The sequence below is a fragment of the Flavobacterium sp. LK-23 genome, from assembly GCF_058135255.1.
This window is the reverse complement of record NZ_JBYUVT010000001.1, coordinates 303,792-320,926: the sequence shown is the minus strand read 5'-3', so window position 1 is coordinate 320,926 and position 17,135 is coordinate 303,792. Positions and strand designations below refer to the sequence as shown.

Genomic DNA, 17,135 nt, shown 5'->3' with positions numbered 1-17,135 from the left:
TACTAATCAAATAACCACACTGATTATGAAAAAAACTTTACTATCAATATTTTTATTGATGGCACTAACTGCTTTTGCCCAACAGCAAACGGTTAGTTTTTCAATAAATCCACCCACTTTTGAAGATACTACTTCTATAACTATTTCAATTGCAGGAACAAGTGTTAATGAAGGCACTTGGGGAATTACAGACAATGCCTTATATCTTTGGTCATGGTCTTATGATGTAAATGATGCAAATCAAGCGGATTCTCCTTCAAACGGATCTTGGACCGCTTCAAACGAAGCCAGCAGATTTACATACAATGCAGGAACCGACACGTATACCAAAACATTTATACCCTCTGTATATTTTGGCAGAAACGGAATAGGCAGAATAGGTTTTTTGGTTAAAGCAAAAGATGGATCTGGATCAAAACAATCTCAAGATGCCGTTGTTGAAGTAGGAGCTTTTCAGGTAAATCTCACTTCGCCAGTCGAAAATAGTGCTTTAATTATAGCTTCTGGATCAAATTTTAATATCGTTGCAACAAATACAAATGGAGCGGCAAGTTATTCTTTAAAAGCAAATGGAGTAGTGATAAATGCGAATGCAAGTACAGCAAGCTATTCCTATTCTCATACAAATGTTACAAGCAATCAGATGTATGAATTGAGTGTCACTCAAGCAGGAGTTACCATTATAAAGAAGTTTTCGGTTGTTGTAAATCCGAATACAGTTTCTGAAGCAATGCCAACAGGATTGGTTGATGGAATTAACTATTCTAGTGATGTTTCCAAAGCAACATTAGTTCTTGATGCACCGTCAAAAGATTTTGTTTACGTTGCCGGAAGTTTCAATAACTGGCTGCCTACATCGGCGTATGCCATGAAAAAAGATCCTATTTCGGGAAAGTTTTGGTTAGAATTGACTGGATTGGTTTCAGGTGTAAATAATACTTTTCAATATTGGGTTGTAGATGCTTCACCGCTGGCAAATTCTCCATCTTTAGTAAAAACAGCAGATCCTTATTCGACCTTGGTTTTATCACCTTATGATGATCCTTGGATTCCAGCATCTTCCTATCCAAATTTACCAGTTTACCCAACAGGCCAACAATTTGAAGTTACCGTTCTTAAAACAGGACAGACTCCATACAACTGGCAGGTTACAAACTTTGTAAAACCAGAAAAAGAAAAACTGGTAGTTTACGAGGTTTTGGTTCGTGATTTTGATGCTTCTCGCAATTTTCAAAGTTTAATAGATAAGATAGATTATTTTAAAAACCTTAAAATAAATGCTATTCAGCTAATGCCCGTAATGGAGTTTGAAGGCAATGAAAGCTGGGGTTACAATACTTCTTTTCATATGGCTTTAGATAAGTTTTATGGAACTTCAGATAAACTAAAAGAGTTTATTGATTTGTGTCATCAAAATGAGATCGCAGTAATTTTGGATGTTGCCTTAAATCATGCTTTTGGAAGAAATCCCATGGTGAGAATGTGGATGAATGATCCTGACGGAGACGGTTTTGGATCGCCAACAGCAGAAAATCCATATTTTAATACCGTGGCAAAACATACTTATAGTGTAGGTGAGGACTTTAATCATCAGTCGGCTAAAACGCAATATTATGTAGAAAGAGTAATTAAACAATGGATTGAAGAGTATAAAATTGATGGATTTAGATGGGATTTAACCAAAGGATTTACTCAAGCTTGTACGGCTTCAGATAATGCATGTACCGATGGTTATCAGCAAGACAGAGTAGATATTTTAAAAAAATATGCCGATTATTCTTGGAGTTTAGATCCAACTCATTATACCATTTTTGAGCATTTAGGAAGTGACGCCGAAGAAAAACAATGGGCAGATTATAAAATTTCTGAAACGCCAAGTAAAGGAGTGATGATGTGGGGGAAAATGACAAAAGAGTACAATCAATTGTCAATGGGATACGCTTCTGAAAGTAATATTTTTAGAATGAATAGTGCAAACCGCGGATTTGCTGCCAACCGTTTAATGGGATATGCAGAAAGTCATGACGAAGAACGTTTAATGTATAAAAATGTACAATACGGAGCTTCAAATGGAAGTTATAATGTAAAAACATTAAACACAGCTTTGTCAAGAATGTCGGCAATTGGTGCCGTTTCTTTATTAATTCCAGGGCCAAAAATGATTTGGCATTTTGGTGAACTAGGCTGGGAGAAGTCTATTTTTACCTGCAATGATGATTCTGTAAATTCAGATTTTGATGCTGTAGGCGGAGATTGTAAATTAGATACAAAGCCACAGCCTCAATGGGTAAACAATTGGCTTGGAAATTCTAATCGTAATAAAATTTATAATGATTGGGCAAAAATGATTACACTTAAAAAGACGGAGCCCGTGTTTTTAGGTACAGCCATAATTCCAGACGCCAATACATTAACTTTAAATGTAAAAATTACGAATGCAAATCTTACTTCAGCACAGTTAAAAGACGTTTTGATTCTGGCTAATTTCGATACTTCGTCACAAAATATTTCAACCGGTTTTCCATATACAGGAACTTGGTATAATTTGATGGATAACACGACAATAAATGTTACCGATGTAAATGCTCCAATTAATTTACCACCTGGAGAGTATAGAATTTATGGTAATAAAACAGCAAATTTGGCAATTGAAGATTTCGAAAAAGGAAACCAAGTTAATTTATATCCAAATCCTGTTGCCGATTATTTTACTTTAGGTTTCAAAACTTCAAAAGTAGAGATCTATTCTGTTACAGGACAATTAGTAAAAACAATTAATACAAACGGAAATACAGATTATCAATTCTCTGTAAGCAGTTTAGCATCTGGATTATATCTAGTAAAAACGTTTGACGAATATAATAAGGTTCGCGTTGTGAAGTTTATTAAAAATTAGGTTTGGTTAGTAATGAAAAAGGGCTGTCTAGAAATGGACAGCCTTTTTTTGTTTAGTAGTTTTTTATGCAAATGTTTTATTTTGATATGTTTAATGTCTTTTGAGGTAATTAAATCACGAGACATTATTTTTTGTGGTTTAGCTTATAATTATTTATCTGTTTTTCTTTTAGTGTCGTTATATTCTCCAATTAAAGAATAATACCCAAATGTTCCTAATCCCATGACTATAAGCGGTGTTAGTATAAATAGTATAATAACACCAAATACTAAATCGTCTTGTTGGTCTGAGAGAAGCTTAGGCAAACCAAATTCAAACACGCAAAAATAGGCAGCAGCTGCGGCCAAAGCAATCCATAACGCCCCTAAAACTTGTTTAATCGCATTCATTTTTTTGTAAATTTTAAAGGTGAGTAATTTTGTTTTTGTTGTCAATATAAATCATTCCAATAACAAAGCAGATTCCAGCAATAATTATAGGATACCATAATCCGTCCAGATAAAAATCGGCTTTGCCTGCTGTTTTGGCGTGTGATACAAAGTAAGTAGAGATAGCAGGGAGCAATCCTCCAAAAATTCCATTTCCGACATGATAAGGCAATGACATAGAAGTATATCTAATTTTGGTTGGAAACATCTCCACTAAAAATGCCGCAATCGGACCATAAACCATGGTCACAAATAATACTTGAATAAAAACCAGAAAAATTAAAGTCCATTTATCATTAGGAGTTATTTGAATTGAGACACTTGTTTGCACATCTTTTTTCTCCATGTACGTTTTTTTCTCTATTACGGTTGTACCATCTGTATATTTTTTTTGAATGGTTATAACAGAACTTCCATCAACTTTCTTTTCGGTCGTATCTCTAGGATTTTCTGCAATTTCTGTTTTTTGGCTAATGTCTGTCGTGTTGTACATGGCTTTATAAATAGGTCTGTAGGATAAAATTGCCAATAGCATCCCGAACATCATAATGTATTTGCGTCCAATTTTGTCGCTCAGCCAACCAAAAACAATAAAAAATGGAGTTCCAATTAAAAGAGCAATTCCTAACAATTCATCAACTTGAGAAGAATCAACATTCATTACCGTTTTCATAAAGCTCATCGCATAAAATTGTCCCGTATACCAAACAACACCTTGTCCCATTGTCGCTCCGAACAAAGCCAAAAGAACAAATTTTAAATTATATCGGTTTCCAAAACTCTCCTTTAAAGGATTTGTGCTTGTAGTTCCTTCTTTTTTAGCTTTCGCAAAAACTGGAGATTCATCCATGTTTTTTCGAATTAAATACGAAACTCCAACCATCGCAATCGAAACCCAAAACGGAACGCGCCATCCCCATAAATCAAAGGCTTCAGCAGAAAGCACACTTTTAGTAGCTAAAATAACCATTAGCGAAATAAATAAACCAACAGTAGCAGTGGTCTGAATCCAAGAAGTCCAATATCCCTTTTCTCCAGCAGGTGCGTGTTCGGCTACATACGTAGCGGCTCCGCCATATTCACCTCCAAGAGCAAGCCCTTGCAGTAGTCGTAAAATCAGAACTAATAAAGGAGCGAGAAAACCAATCGTTTCGTAACTCGGAATACAGCCAATTAGAAAAGTAGAACCACCCATTAATAATAAGGTAGCCATGAAAGTATATTTACGCCCAATAATATCGCCAAGTCTCCCAAAGAATAAAGCTCCAAAAGGTCGAACTACAAATCCTGCGGCAAATGTGGCCAAAGTAGATAAAAACGCTGCGGTTGGATTGTCGTTTGGAAAAAATTTAGTTGAAATAACGACAGCCAGACTGCCAAAAATGTAAAAATCGTACCATTCGATCATGGTGCCCATAGAAGAGGCTGAAATTACTTTCCAAATGCCCTTAGTAGAAGTTTTGCTCATAAAACTGCTTTGAGATCTTGTTAGTGAATGAATTCTAAAAATACAGTTTTACGAATATAGAAGATATTTCGTTATTCACTTAATACTTTTTTAACAAAAACTATTTATTTGTTGACATTTGGGTTTAACCGCAAAGAGCACAAAGAAAAAACGCAAGGTTCGCAAAGTTTTTTTTGAATTGGGTCACAAAAGAAAACTTGAAGAGGGTTTAACCGCAAAGAGCGCAAAGAAAAAACGCAAAGGTTCGCAAAGTTTTTAAAATTAAACTTTGCGAACCTTTGCGTAAACCCTAGCGTTCCTTGCGGTTTAAAAAAAAACAGAAAAGTATAAAAAACAAAAAACCCGAATATTTCTATTCGGGTTTCGTGGTACCTCCAGGGATCGAACCAGGGACACATGGATTTTCAGTCCATTGCTCTACCATCTGAGCTAAGGTACCGTGCTTGTTGCGGGTGCAAATATATAATCATTTTTGGTTTGTGCAAAACATTTTTTAGAAAAAATCTATTCGTATCTTCGCAAAAGCAAAAAAGGAAATATGATTTTAACGATCGATGTTGGCAATACCAGAATTAAAGCGTCTGTATTTGAGGATAATACTTCTCTAGAAAATTTTGTTTTTGATAAAAATGAAATCGAAAAAAAAATTGAAAAAATTTTAGAAAAATATCCAAAATGCTCCGATTTGGTTGTTGCTTCGGTAGGAAATATCGAAAAACAGTCCTTTTTGACTTTTGAAAACAGACTAAAAGTTCACTTTTTTACCCACGAAGATGTTTTTCCTTTTCAAAATAAGTATGCGACTCCAAAAACTTTAGGAATAGATCGAATGATTTTGGCTGCAGGAGCAACACTTCAATTTCCAAAACAAAACCGTTTGGTTATCGATGCAGGAACTTGCATAACCTACGATTTCATCGACGAAAATGATAATTATTTAGGAGGAGCCATTTCTCCAGGGCTTCGTTTACGATATGAATCGCTGCATAATTTTACGGCCAGACTGCCGTTACTAACCTTAGAAGAGCCGGACTCTTATGTAGGAAACTCAACGGCACAGGCTATACATTCTGGTGTTGTCAACGGTTTCGTCTATGAGATTGACGGTTTTATCGATGAATATCGGAAAGAGTTTTCAAATTTTATCATAATTTTAACGGGTGGCGATGCAGATTTTTTGGCTAAACGATTAAAAAATACCATATTTGCCAATTCAAATTTCCTTCTGGAGAGTTTGAGCCAAACATATCAATATAAAATCGACAATGATTAAAAAAGTAATACTAAGCGCTTGTTTGCTTATATCGTTCGTTTCATTCGCTCAACAAGGTACTGCTTCGCCTTATTCTTTTTTCGGAATAGGAGATGTGAGATTCAAGGGAACACTTGAAAACAGATCTATGGCAGGAGTTGCAGTAGAGCAAGATACGATTCACTTAAATATAGAAAACCCGGCAAGTTATGCCAGCTTAATTCAGACAACTTTTACAGTTGGAGGAACATTTGCTACTTCTAATTTAAAGACGACTTCTCAATCAGAAAAAGCACAAAGAACTACTTTTGATTATTTAGCATTAGGTATTCCAATGGGAAAATTTGGTGCTTCATTTGGTTTGATTCCGGTAAGTTCAGTAGGATACAAAATACGTAATGACAATTCGGCTACAGAAGGCGCATTAAATTCTCAGCTTGACGGAAAAGGTGGTGTAAATAAAGTATATTTTGGTTTATCATATAAAATCATGAAAAACTGGAATATTGGAGCAGATGCACAATATAATTTTGGAAAAATTACTACTACAACTATAGAAGGTATTACTGGAGTTGAAAGCGGAACGGCAGAAGTGAATACGTCTGAACTTTCGGGCATGGCATTTAGTTTCGGTACAATGTATCAGAAAAAAATCGATAAAAAAACGAGCATTTTTTCTAGTTTAAGCTATACTTTCGCTAGCAATCTGAATTCAGACAATAGGAGAGCTATTTCGGTTCAAGGAGATTCTGACCCTTATATCTCTCCAACAGAAACAACAAAATTAAAACTTCCGAACAAATTGAGTATTGGTTTTGGTATTGGCGAATCTAGAAAATGGCTTGTAGGAGCAAACATGACTTTTCAAGGAGACGGACAGCTAGCAAATTATTACAATGAGGCAAGTAATGTAAGATATGAGAGCTATTCTAAATACGCTCTTGGTGGATATTACCTTCCAAATTATACTTCTTTTACTAGTTATTTGAGCAGAATTACGTATAGAGCTGGTTTGAAATATGAAAAAATCGGTCTTATTGTAAATAATGAATCTATTAAAGATGTTGGAATGAGTTTAGGAGCTGGAATTCCAATTACAGGATCTTTCTCAAATCTAAATTTCGGAATTGAATTTGGTAAACGTGGTACAACGGCATCAGATTTAGTGCAAGAGAATTATGTTAATTTTAGTGTGAGTTTCTCTTTCAACGACAAATGGTTTGTGAAGAGCAAATTCCAATAAACAGAATATTTTATCTTTTAGAAGCTCATTACAATTTACTACATTTGGCAAATGAATTTACCAAAAAGATATAGTCTATTAGTTGTCACAGTTATTGCTGTGACACTATTTTTTGGATGCGAAAGTAATTTTAAAGAAGTTCAGAAAATTAACTTCTCAGAATTTGTTCCTGCAAGTGATGCCGATACTGTAAATATTAAATACACAGATTCTGGACGCATTACAGGGGTTTTGATCAGTCCGAAAATGCTAGATTATTCCAATCTTGATTTTCCTTTTACAGAATTCCCTAAAGGAATCGATGTTACTTTATATGATAAAAAGCAAAAGCGTACCTTTATCAGAGGTAATTATGCTGTTTCCTATAAAAACACCGGAATTATTGATTTGATCGGTAAAGTAAAGATTACTTCTGAAGAAGGACAGGTTTTAGAAACAGAACAATTGTATTTCGATCAGAAAAATGAGTGGTTTTATACAGAACGAAAGTTCAAATTGACCGATAAAAAAGGGGTTTCCTATGGTCAGGGAATAGATTTTAGTAAAGATTTTAAAGTGATTAATTCGCAGCGAATAAGCGGTGAAATTGAATCAGACGAAGAATTATAATATTATGGGTTATTTAAAATATACACAATACGTTTACATCCTTTTTGCGGTTTTCTTTACTTATGATGGTATTGTAAAACTAAATGAAGGCGATGAGAGTTATCCTTTCTATTTTGTAATTGCAGGGATGGCTGTTTTTATGTTTTTCTTTAGGAGAAGATTTCTTAATAGGCATAATGACCGAAACAAAAAACAATAAAAATGGAAATTAGTATTATAATACTCTGTTTAATACTAGCTGCCTTTTTTTCTGGGATGGAAATTGCTTTTACATCCGCCAATAAAATTTATCTCGAAATAGAAAAGAAACAAGACGATTTCTTGTCTCGAATCTTAACAAAATTAACCGAAAACCCTTCTAAGTTTATTGCTGCCATGCTTATCGGCAACAATGTAGCTTTGGTGATTTACGGTTTTTTTATGGGCGATCTGATTTTAGATTGGATGGCTTATTTTGGTTTAGTTTTTTCTGATTGGTGGAATATCCTTATCCAGACACTTCTGGCTACATTTGTAGTGCTACTGACTTCAGAATTTTTTCCGAAGGTATTTTTCCAAATATATGCCAATTCTTTAATTAAGATTTTGGCATTTCCGGCTTATTTATTTTACCGATTGTTTTATTATATCTCGACTTTCTTTATTTGGATTGCAGATTTTGTGTTGAGTAAATTTTTTAAAACAGAAGGAAGCCAAATCCATTTGTTTAGTCGAATTGAGCTAGGGAATTACATAACAGAGCAAATGAGTACGGTTGAAGAAGATGAAGAGGTAGATTCTGAAATTCAGATTTTTCAAAATGCTTTGGAATTTTCAGCTGTTAAGGCACGCGATATTATGACACCTCGAACAGAGATTGTCGACATAGATTTATTTGATACTGTAGATGATCTTAGAGCCTTATTCATAGAAACAGGTTATTCCAAGATTATCATAAGCCAGAATTCATTAGATGATATTGTAGGTTACGTTCATTCCTTCGATTTGTTTAAAAAACCAGCTACAATAAAATCGGTTTTAATGACCGTAGAATTTGTTCCAGAAACCATTTTGATTAAAGATGTTCTGAATTTATTGATAAAAAAACGGAAAAATGTTGCAGTAGTTTTAGATGAATATGGCGGGACTTCAGGAATTATTACAATTGAAGATATTGTAGAAGAGCTTTTTGGAGAAATTGAAGACGAGCACGATTTAGATGAAGAATTGATCGAAGAGCAAATTGGAGAAGGCAAGTATTTGTTTTCAACACGATTAGATGTTGAGTATTTGAATGAGACCTATAAATTAATGATTCCAGAAGAAGATTCTTATGGCACATTAGGAGGTTTTATTGTCAATCATACAAAAGAAATCCCACAAAAAGGAGATAAAATTGTAATAGATAAGTTTCATTTTTATATTGAAGAGGCATCAAATAAGAAAATAGAACTAGTCAAAATGACAATTAAAGACTGATTTTTTAAATTAATGAAAAAAAATGTTGAAAATAAAACGCTAGTTGTATTGTTATTAACTAGATAATTGTATTTTCGCAAACTGAATATAAAATTAACGATAATAAAATGGCAGTTTTAGCAAAAATTAGACAGCGTTCCGCTTTATTGATAGGAGTTATTGCACTTGCATTATTTGCATTTATAATACAAGATCTATTTACAAGAGGAACATTTGGTCAAAGTTCAAAAGATGTAGGAAGCATCGATGGAAAAGATATTTCATTTGAAGACTTTAGAGTTAAAGTTAGTAATGTTGAAAAAAGTGGGCAAGGTATAACTTCCACTGAAGCTGCAAACAGAGTTTGGGATCAAGAAGTTTCAATCGCTTTATTGTCATCTCAATTTGATAAATTAGGATTGAGAGTTGGTGAAAAACACATTTTAGAGGTTTTGAAATCAGATCCAAATATTGGTAAAAACCCAATGTTCTTAAACGCAGCAGGAATTTTTGATGTTGTTAAGTTTAAAGATTATTTTAAAACAAATCCAGAAGCTGCACAATACATCGCTGAGAAAGAGAAAGATGCTGAATTGAATGCTAAGTTTCAAATCTATAATACTTTAATTAAATCAGGACTTTACACAACTGCTAGTGAAGGAAAATTAAAGTATGAAATGGAAGCGAATAAAGTGAGTTTTGCTTATGCAGCAGCTCCTTATTCTTCTATTAAAGATAGTGAAGTAAAAATCTCTGATGATGAGATTGTAGCTTACATGAAGAAAAACGAGAAAAAATTCAAAGCTGATGCAACTCGCGAAATTCAGTACGTTTTAGTTGAAGATAAAGCTTCTAAAGAAGATGAGGCTGAAATTAAAGCTAAATTAACTGCTTTATTATCAGGAAGTGTTGTTTACAATGCAAAAACAGGTAAAAACGATACATTGCCAGGATTTAAAAGTGCAACAAACATTGCTGAATTTGTAAATGCAAATTCTGATGTGCCTTACGATTCTACTTATGTTCCTAAAAATGCATTACCAGCAGTTGATGCTGATAAATTATTTAGCTTGCCAGCTGGAGCAATCTACGGACCATACGTTTACGGAAGATATTATGCGATCTCTAAATCTTTAGGGTTTAAAGCTGGTGTTAATGCAAAAGCAAGTCATATCTTAATTGGTTATGAAGGATCTCAAACTCCAAATCCAAAAGAGAAAAGAACTAAAGAAGAAGCTAAAGCTAAAGCAGAAGAAATTTTAGCTCAAGTTCAATCTAATCCAGATAGTTTTATGATGTTGGCTTTTACAAGTTCTGATGATTCATCTGCACAGCAAGGTGGTGATTTAGGATATTTTGGACCAAACCAAATGGTAAAACCTTTCAATGATTTTGTATTCAGCAACGGAATTGGTAAAGTTGGTTTAGTAGAAACTCCTTTCGGATTTCACATTATCAAAATTACAGACAAACAAGACGGAATTCGTTTAGCTACAATCGCTCAAAAAATCGAGCCTTCTGAAGCTACATCTGATAAAGTATTTACATTAGCGACTAAATTCGAAATGGATGCTGCTGATAAAGATTTCAACGCTGCAGCAAAAGAATTAGGTTTAAAAGTGGCTCAGCCAGTTAATGCAAAAGCTATGGATGAAGCGTTTGGACCATTAGGAAACCAACGTAACATTGTAAGATGGGCTTTTGATAAAGAAACTGACAAAGGAGATGTAAAACGTTTTGAAATTGCAAACATCGGACACGTTATCGCACAATATAAAGGGGAAAATAAATCTGGTTTAGTTTCTGTTGATATGGCAAGACCTTATGTTGAGCCAATCTTGAAAAACAAGAAAAAAGCAGAATTGTTAAAAGCTAAAATGCAAGGTTCTAGCATTGAAGCTATTGCTAAAGCTGCAGGTGTTGCAGTTCAACAAGCTACAGATGTAACTCTAGATAATCCTGTATTGCCAGGCGGAGTTGGACAAGAGCCAAGAGTAGTAGGTAATGCATTTGCTTTAGCAGCAAACAAAATCTCTGCTCCAATTGAAGGAAATACAGGTGTTTATGTTGTTAAAAACATTAAAACTGTAAAAGCTCCTGCAATTGCTAATCATGCTGCTTATGTAGAGAAAGTAAAAGCTCAAAGTGCTAATGATGCAAGTAGAGTATTGCCAGCGTTGAAAAACAATGCTAAAATTGAAGATAACAGATTACAATTTAACTACTAGTTTTATTACGTTAAAAAGGTTAATATATAAGAGCCCAAAACTAAATGTTTTGGGCTTTCTTTTTTTTAGTGACTTTGCTAAGATTTGGTTTCGTAATTAGTGTTTTTTAATTTTTATAGATCTAATAAAGAGTTTTTAATTTTTAAAAAGTAAGTTTTATTTCAAGATTAGATAAAACACGCACAAGGAATTGGTAAAGGTTTTCTGTCCTTATTGAAGCAAATATTTTTCTTTGTATTAATTTTCCTAAAGTATATAGGGATTATCGAAATTTAATTTGAAAAACTTGTGATTTTCAAAATATTACAGTTTATTTGCTCGATTTTTCATTTTAACATATTTTTGGCTTTTGCTGGAAATAAAATGAGAAAGAATCCAAAACCAAAAGCAATATCCTTAAATAATTAATCATTTAATGTTTTTTACTTTTAATTTTTTTAGAAAGAAGCCGAGAGTATACACCAAAATAGAGAGTCATATTTATGGGATTATTATCGAGCTTTTAAAAGTTGCCAGCACCGACATCAATGTTGATGAATTGGGTGGGAAGTATTATTTGAGTAATGAAGAACAGCATTTTAAAGTTACTATTTTGAGTAACGATTATGTGATCAGATTGACCAATACACATGATTCTGTTGCCGAAAAATATGATAAAGTTTTTGTAGAAGATGTTCTAAGAGCAGTAAAAGAGGAGAAACACCGCCGAATGGAAGTAGTTTACGATTCTATTACAAACAGTATCGAAAAAATGGCTGAACGCTTGCACAATAGGCTTATAGAGTCTAACGAGCAAGAAAGTAAAGCTGTTCGTCGTTTGGAGACCAAGCACGTTAAAAGCACTAAAAAGGCTAACTAATGTCTTTTTTCAAAATTGATTTATAAAATCATTTCTTCATAAGTCAAAATCGTCTCATATCCTTTATTAAAGAAGTAGTCTTTCGGATTTTCTTTAGAAACTACCATAACAAAATCGCCGCCCCAAGCTCCTAGACTTTTAATGACACCATTAAAATCAGGAAAAACAGCTTCTTTTATAGTTTGCATTTCTAAGATTTTGCTCAAATGGATTTCGTGTTTATGAACTGCAGAAGCAAAATCTTTTAATGTTTGAGCATGAAGAATCGTGTTTGTAATTTTATTGTTTTCTGCAACGCGGTCTGCCAAATGATTGTTTTTGTGGTTGTTGTATGAGAAAATAGCAGATTTGCTGTTTTGTTTTTTATTCAAGTAAACAAAATAGATATGCTCCTTAAAGTCTGGGTTAAATTCAACTTGTTTTACAAAATTATCTTTTATTCTGTATACAACAGGGGTGTTGTTTTGTGCGCACGCAATATCGTAACCGCTTCCGCCAAAACTATTGTTTAATAGCGTAAAAGCATTAATTTCAGTCCACTGCGCAATATTATTTATAAGAGTCGAGGAAGTTCCTAATCCCCAGTTTTTTGGAAAACTCAAATGCGTGCTTACTTTATAGCCTGTAGCGTTATCAATAAACTTTGGATTTAAGATATAAGCTTCATGCAGGATGTTGACTAAAGTCGATTTTACCGTGTCAATTTGAGAGTCTAAACCTTTTATAACTTCGTCAAATGAAATAGTCTCTTCAAACCATAAGTGTTTGTCGTAATCATAACTTTTCCATTCGATTTGTTTGTCTTCTGAATCTTCAATCACTAAATCCTGACCAAATTTTGTAGGCAACGCAAAAGCATCTGCTCCATCTAAAACCAGATATTCTCCAGCTATAAAAAGTTTTCCGTTACTATAAAAGGTTGTTGACATACTTGTTTTATTATATAAATTCTAAATCTAAATTTCAAATTCCAAATGTGAAATTCCAAATTCCAAGTAGGAAATTTGGAATTTGGAACTTAAAATATTGGATTTTTTTTGACTTTGTTATTTTCTTAAGTTTTCAATAAATTCTACCACAGCGCTATGAGAAACTGCTGTTTTTTTGAAGTGTGTTTTAATTAAATGTCGCTCTTCATCGGTAGCTTCAAATTGATTGATGATGTTGTTAAGATGCATTTTCATGTGGCCTTCCTGAATTCCAGTTGTGGTTAACGAGCGTAAGGCAGCAAAATTTTGTGCTAAACCTGCAACAGCTACAATCTGCATTAATTCTGGAGCAGAAGGTTTTTCTAAAATTTCTAAGCACAATTTTACTAATGGATGTAAAGAAGTTAAGCCACCAACTGTGCCAACTGCAAGCGGAATTTCAAGCCAAAAAGTAAAGATTCCGTCTTCGATTTTGGCGTGAGATAAACTCGCGTATTGACCATTTCGTGCTGCATAAGCGTGAACACCAGCTTCTACGGCTCTAAAATCGTTTCCTGTTGCCAGAATTACGGCATCGACACCATTCATGATGCCTTTATTATGGGTAACCGCTCTAAAAGGTTCTACTTCTGCAATTTGAACAGCTTGCACAAAACGTTCTGCAAACTCTTGAGGATTGGTGATGTGCTTTTCTGCTAATTCTTCAATTGGGCAAGAAACTTCGGCTCTAACCAGGCAGTGTGGCACGTAGTTAGAAAGAATACTCATTATGACCTCTAAACTTTCACCATTTTCACATAAATCAGAATTTTGAGCTTCTTCTTTTAAAGTTGAAGCAAATTGCTCTAAGCAAGAATTGATGAAATTGGCTCCCATGCTGTCTTTGGTTTCAAAAGTAGCATGAAGCTGATAGTAGTTTTCAAGTAAACTTCTTTTGTCTTTTAGTTTAATATCTAAAATTCCTCCCCCACGCTGCTGCATGTTTTTGGTAATGCTTTGCGTTTCTGAAAAGAATTTTGGTTTTAATTGATCGAAAAATTCAGTTAATTTTTCTGCATCTCCATTATAAGTAAAATGCACCTGACCAATTTTTTCAGTATTGATAATAGTAGCTTTAAATCCGCCTCTTGTAGACCAATATTTTGCTGCTTTTGAAGCTGCTGCGACTACAGAACTCTCTTCGATTGCCATCGGAATTGTTTTGTATTTTCCGTTAATCAAAAAGTTAGGGGCAACTCCAAGTGGAATATAAAGGTTTGTAATGGTGTTTTCTATAAATTCGTCATGAAGCTGCTGAAGCTTTTCGTCTGAATTCCAGTAATTTCTTATAATATTTTGTGCCTCTTCAGGATTTGAAAAATATTCATTTGCAATCCAGTTAATTTTTTCTTTTTTGGATAATTTAGAAAATCCGGCAACAGCGTTGTTCATTCTCAATGTATTAAATAATATTGTGTGCGCAAAGATACTATTTTAAGAGTTTTGATTGCAATCTATTTCAGACATGAAAGTACGCAATCGTTATTTTTTTTAACATTTAACACTTAAAATGTGTATTATGTTTATTTTTTTTACTAAAATTGGGCTCTTTTTATATTTAAAATAATTCTAATGAATACAAGCAAATTTACTGCAGTACTTTTATTCTTAACTGCGGTTGTTTTTGGACAGCAGAAAATAACTGTCGAAAATGTTTTTAGCGGTACTTTCCGGGCTAAAGGAATGGATGAACTACAATCGCTGAAAAATACAAATCAATATACTGTTTTAAATGTAGATCAGGCAAGCAGAAGTATGCAGATTGATTTATACGATTTTGCTACCCTGAAAAAAGTATCCAATCTTATTGATACTAAGAACCATAAAGAACTTGCCGACGGAATTGACAGCTATACTTTTGATGCTTCTGAAAAAAAGATCTTAATTGCTTGTCATTCTTCTAAAATCTTCCGTCACTCTTTTACTGCCGATTACTACCTTTATGATATCGCAGCAAAATCTCTGATCAAACTTGTTGATTTTCAAATTCAAGAGCCAACATTCTCACCTGACGGAACAAAAATCGCTTACGCAAAAGAAAATAACTTATATGTATACGACGTAGCCTCAAAAAAATCTACGGCTATTACAACAGACGGAAAGAAAAATGCTGTTATAAATGGTATTACGGACTGGGTTTATGAAGAAGAATTTGCATTTGTTCGCGCTTTTGACTGGAGTAAAGACAGTAAAAAAGTAGCTTATATTCGTTTTGACGAAAGTCAAGTTCCTGAGTTTTCAATGTCAATCTTTCATAAAGATTTATATCCAAAAATTGAGACTTTTAAATATCCTAAAGCTGGAGAAAAAAATTCAGAAGTTTCGTTACATATCTATGATGTAGCTGCTGCGGCAACTAAAAAAGTAGATTTAGGAAAATATAATGATTTCTATATTGCAAGAATGCAATGGACAAATGATGCAAATGTACTTTGTGCACAGGTTTTAAACCGTCATCAAGATAATTTAGACTTATTGTTTGTTGATGGAAACACAGCTGCTTCAAAAGTAGTTTTGAATGAAAAAGATAAAGCATATGTAGATATCAATGATAATTTGACGTTCTTAAAAGATAACAGCTTTATCTGGACAAGCGAAAAAGACGGTTTCAATCATATTTATGTATATGATAAAAACGGAAAACTTAAAAATCAAGTTACAAAAGGAAACTGGGAAGTAGTTTCATACTACGGTTTCGACGAAAAAACAAAAACTATTTTCTACCAATCTACAGAAAATGGTTCTATTAATAGAGATCTTTACAGAATTGGTTTAGACGGAAAAAATAAAGTTCGTTTATCTTCAAAAACTGGAACAAATAAAGCGACATTCAGTCCAAATTTCCAATACTTTATCAATACGTATTCTAGCGCTACACAGCCAACGGTTTATACTTTAAATGATGCAAAAGCTGGAAAAGAAATTCAGGTTATCGAAAATAATCAGGCTCTTGCTGATAAATTGAAAGCGTATGATCTTCCTTCAAAAGAATTTATTGTTTTAAAAACAGCAAAAGGAAATGAATTGAATGCTTGGATTTTAAAACCAAAAGATTTTGATCCTTCAAAAAAATATCCTGTTTTCATGTTCCAATATTCTGGTCCAGGATCTCAGCAGGTAGCAAATCAGTGGAATAATTCTAATGATTACTGGTTCCTTTCATTAACGCAGCAAGGTTATATCGTAGCTTGTGTTGACGGAAGAGGTACAGGTTACAAAGGGGCTGATTTCAAAAAAGTGACTCAAAAAGAATTAGGAAAATATGAGGTTGAAGACCAAATAGATGCTGCAAAAGTAATTGGTGGTTATTCTTATGTTGATGCTTCAAGAATTGGAATCTTCGGATGGAGCTATGGTGGTTTCATGGCTTCTAACTGTATTTTCCAAGGAAACGATGTGTTTAAAATGGCAATTGCTGTTGCACCAGTTACCAACTGGAGATTTTATGACAGCGTTTACACAGAAAGATACATGCAGACTCCACAAGAAAATGCAAGTGGATATGATCAAAACTCTCCAATTAATCATGTTAGTAAATTGAAAGGAAAGTTCTTATTGATTCACGGTTCTGGAGATGACAATGTTCATGTTCAAAACTCGATGCAGATGATGGAAGCTTTAATTCAAGCTAATAAACAGTTTGATTCTCAAATTTATCCAGATAAAGACCACGGTATTTATGGCGGAAACACTAGAGTTCAGCTTTACACAAAAATGACCAATTTCATCAAAGAAAATCTATAATTT

The 17,135-nt window shown here is 33.6% G+C and carries 13 protein-coding genes and 1 tRNA gene; 9 read left to right on the top strand and 5 right to left on the bottom strand.

Features of this window, described 5'->3' with window-relative positions; all coding sequences use genetic code 11:
- Positions 1-25 precede the first annotated feature (25 nt).
- Entirely contained in the window at positions 26-2,896 is a 2,871-nt protein-coding gene (locus AC3Y25_RS01305) for an alpha-amylase family glycosyl hydrolase (protein WP_489901480.1), read from the top strand.
- A gap of 149 nt (positions 2,897-3,045) precedes the next feature.
- Here the strand turns inward: AC3Y25_RS01305 and AC3Y25_RS01300 are convergent, their stop codons facing one another.
- The 3 genes from AC3Y25_RS01300 to AC3Y25_RS01290 form a co-directional block, all read right to left on the bottom strand.
- A complete protein-coding gene (locus AC3Y25_RS01300) occupies positions 3,046-3,285 on the bottom strand; it encodes a DUF6814 family protein (RefSeq protein WP_489901479.1) in 240 nt (79 codons plus the stop codon).
- A 13-nt stretch (positions 3,286-3,298) separates the two neighbouring features.
- Complete coding sequence (locus AC3Y25_RS01295) at positions 3,299-4,792, bottom strand: MFS transporter (protein ID WP_489901478.1); 1,494 nt, start codon at positions 4,790-4,792, stop codon at positions 3,299-3,301.
- A gap of 366 nt (positions 4,793-5,158) precedes the next feature.
- Positions 5,159-5,231, bottom strand: a tRNA-Phe gene (locus tag AC3Y25_RS01290).
- Positions 5,232-5,330: 99 nt separating this feature from the next.
- Here AC3Y25_RS01290 and AC3Y25_RS01285 point away from each other — a divergent pair.
- The 7 genes from AC3Y25_RS01285 to AC3Y25_RS01255 all read left to right on the top strand — a co-directional run bounded on the left by AC3Y25_RS01285 (position 5,331) and on the right by AC3Y25_RS01255 (position 12,420).
- A complete protein-coding gene (locus AC3Y25_RS01285; RefSeq protein ID WP_489901477.1) occupies positions 5,331-6,065 on the top strand; it encodes a type III pantothenate kinase in 735 nt (244 codons plus the stop codon).
- Positions 6,058-7,287, top strand: a complete 1,230-nt coding sequence (gene bamG, locus AC3Y25_RS01280) for a BamG family beta-barrel-assembly machinery protein (protein WP_489901476.1) — start codon at positions 6,058-6,060, stop codon at positions 7,285-7,287. The genes AC3Y25_RS01285 and bamG overlap by 8 nt, the downstream gene beginning before the upstream one ends.
- Positions 7,288-7,338: 51 nt before the next feature.
- Entirely contained in the window at positions 7,339-7,896 is a 558-nt protein-coding gene (gene lptC / locus AC3Y25_RS01275) for an LPS export ABC transporter periplasmic protein LptC (RefSeq protein WP_379794760.1), read from the top strand.
- Between the two features lie 4 nt (positions 7,897-7,900).
- Positions 7,901-8,095 carry a hypothetical protein gene (locus AC3Y25_RS01270; protein ID WP_095928142.1) on the top strand — a complete coding sequence of 65 codons (195 nt, stop codon included), beginning with the start codon at positions 7,901-7,903 and terminating at the stop codon, positions 8,093-8,095.
- Positions 8,096-8,097: 2 nt separating this feature from the next.
- A complete protein-coding gene (locus AC3Y25_RS01265; RefSeq protein WP_489901475.1) occupies positions 8,098-9,354 on the top strand; it encodes a hemolysin family protein in 1,257 nt (418 codons plus the stop codon).
- 107 nt (positions 9,355-9,461) lie between these two features.
- The gene (locus AC3Y25_RS01260) at positions 9,462-11,561 is read left to right on the top strand and encodes a peptidylprolyl isomerase (RefSeq protein WP_489901474.1); all 2,100 of its coding nucleotides are present in this window, start codon (positions 9,462-9,464) and stop codon (positions 11,559-11,561) included.
- A 415-nt stretch (positions 11,562-11,976) separates the two neighbouring features.
- Positions 11,977-12,420, top strand: coding sequence for a hypothetical protein (locus AC3Y25_RS01255; RefSeq protein ID WP_379794754.1), 444 nt, complete (start codon positions 11,977-11,979; stop codon positions 12,418-12,420).
- A 20-nt stretch (positions 12,421-12,440) separates the two neighbouring features.
- Here AC3Y25_RS01255 and AC3Y25_RS01250 read toward each other — a convergent pair whose 3' ends face one another.
- Together AC3Y25_RS01250 and AC3Y25_RS01245 are read right to left on the bottom strand one after the other, a co-directional pair.
- The gene (locus AC3Y25_RS01250; protein ID WP_489901473.1) at positions 12,441-13,349 is read right to left on the bottom strand and encodes a GYDIA family GHMP kinase; all 909 of its coding nucleotides are present in this window, start codon (positions 13,347-13,349) and stop codon (positions 12,441-12,443) included.
- A 117-nt stretch (positions 13,350-13,466) separates the two neighbouring features.
- A complete protein-coding gene (locus AC3Y25_RS01245) occupies positions 13,467-14,780 on the bottom strand; it encodes a hydroxymethylglutaryl-CoA reductase, degradative (protein ID WP_489901472.1) in 1,314 nt (437 codons plus the stop codon).
- Between the two features lie 180 nt (positions 14,781-14,960).
- On the opposite strand from AC3Y25_RS01245, the gene AC3Y25_RS01240 reads away from it, so the two are divergent.
- Positions 14,961-17,132 (top strand): S9 family peptidase, encoded by a 2,172-nt coding sequence (locus AC3Y25_RS01240; RefSeq protein WP_489901471.1) that lies wholly within the window; start codon positions 14,961-14,963, stop codon positions 17,130-17,132.
- The last annotated feature ends 3 nt before the right edge of the window (positions 17,133-17,135 follow it).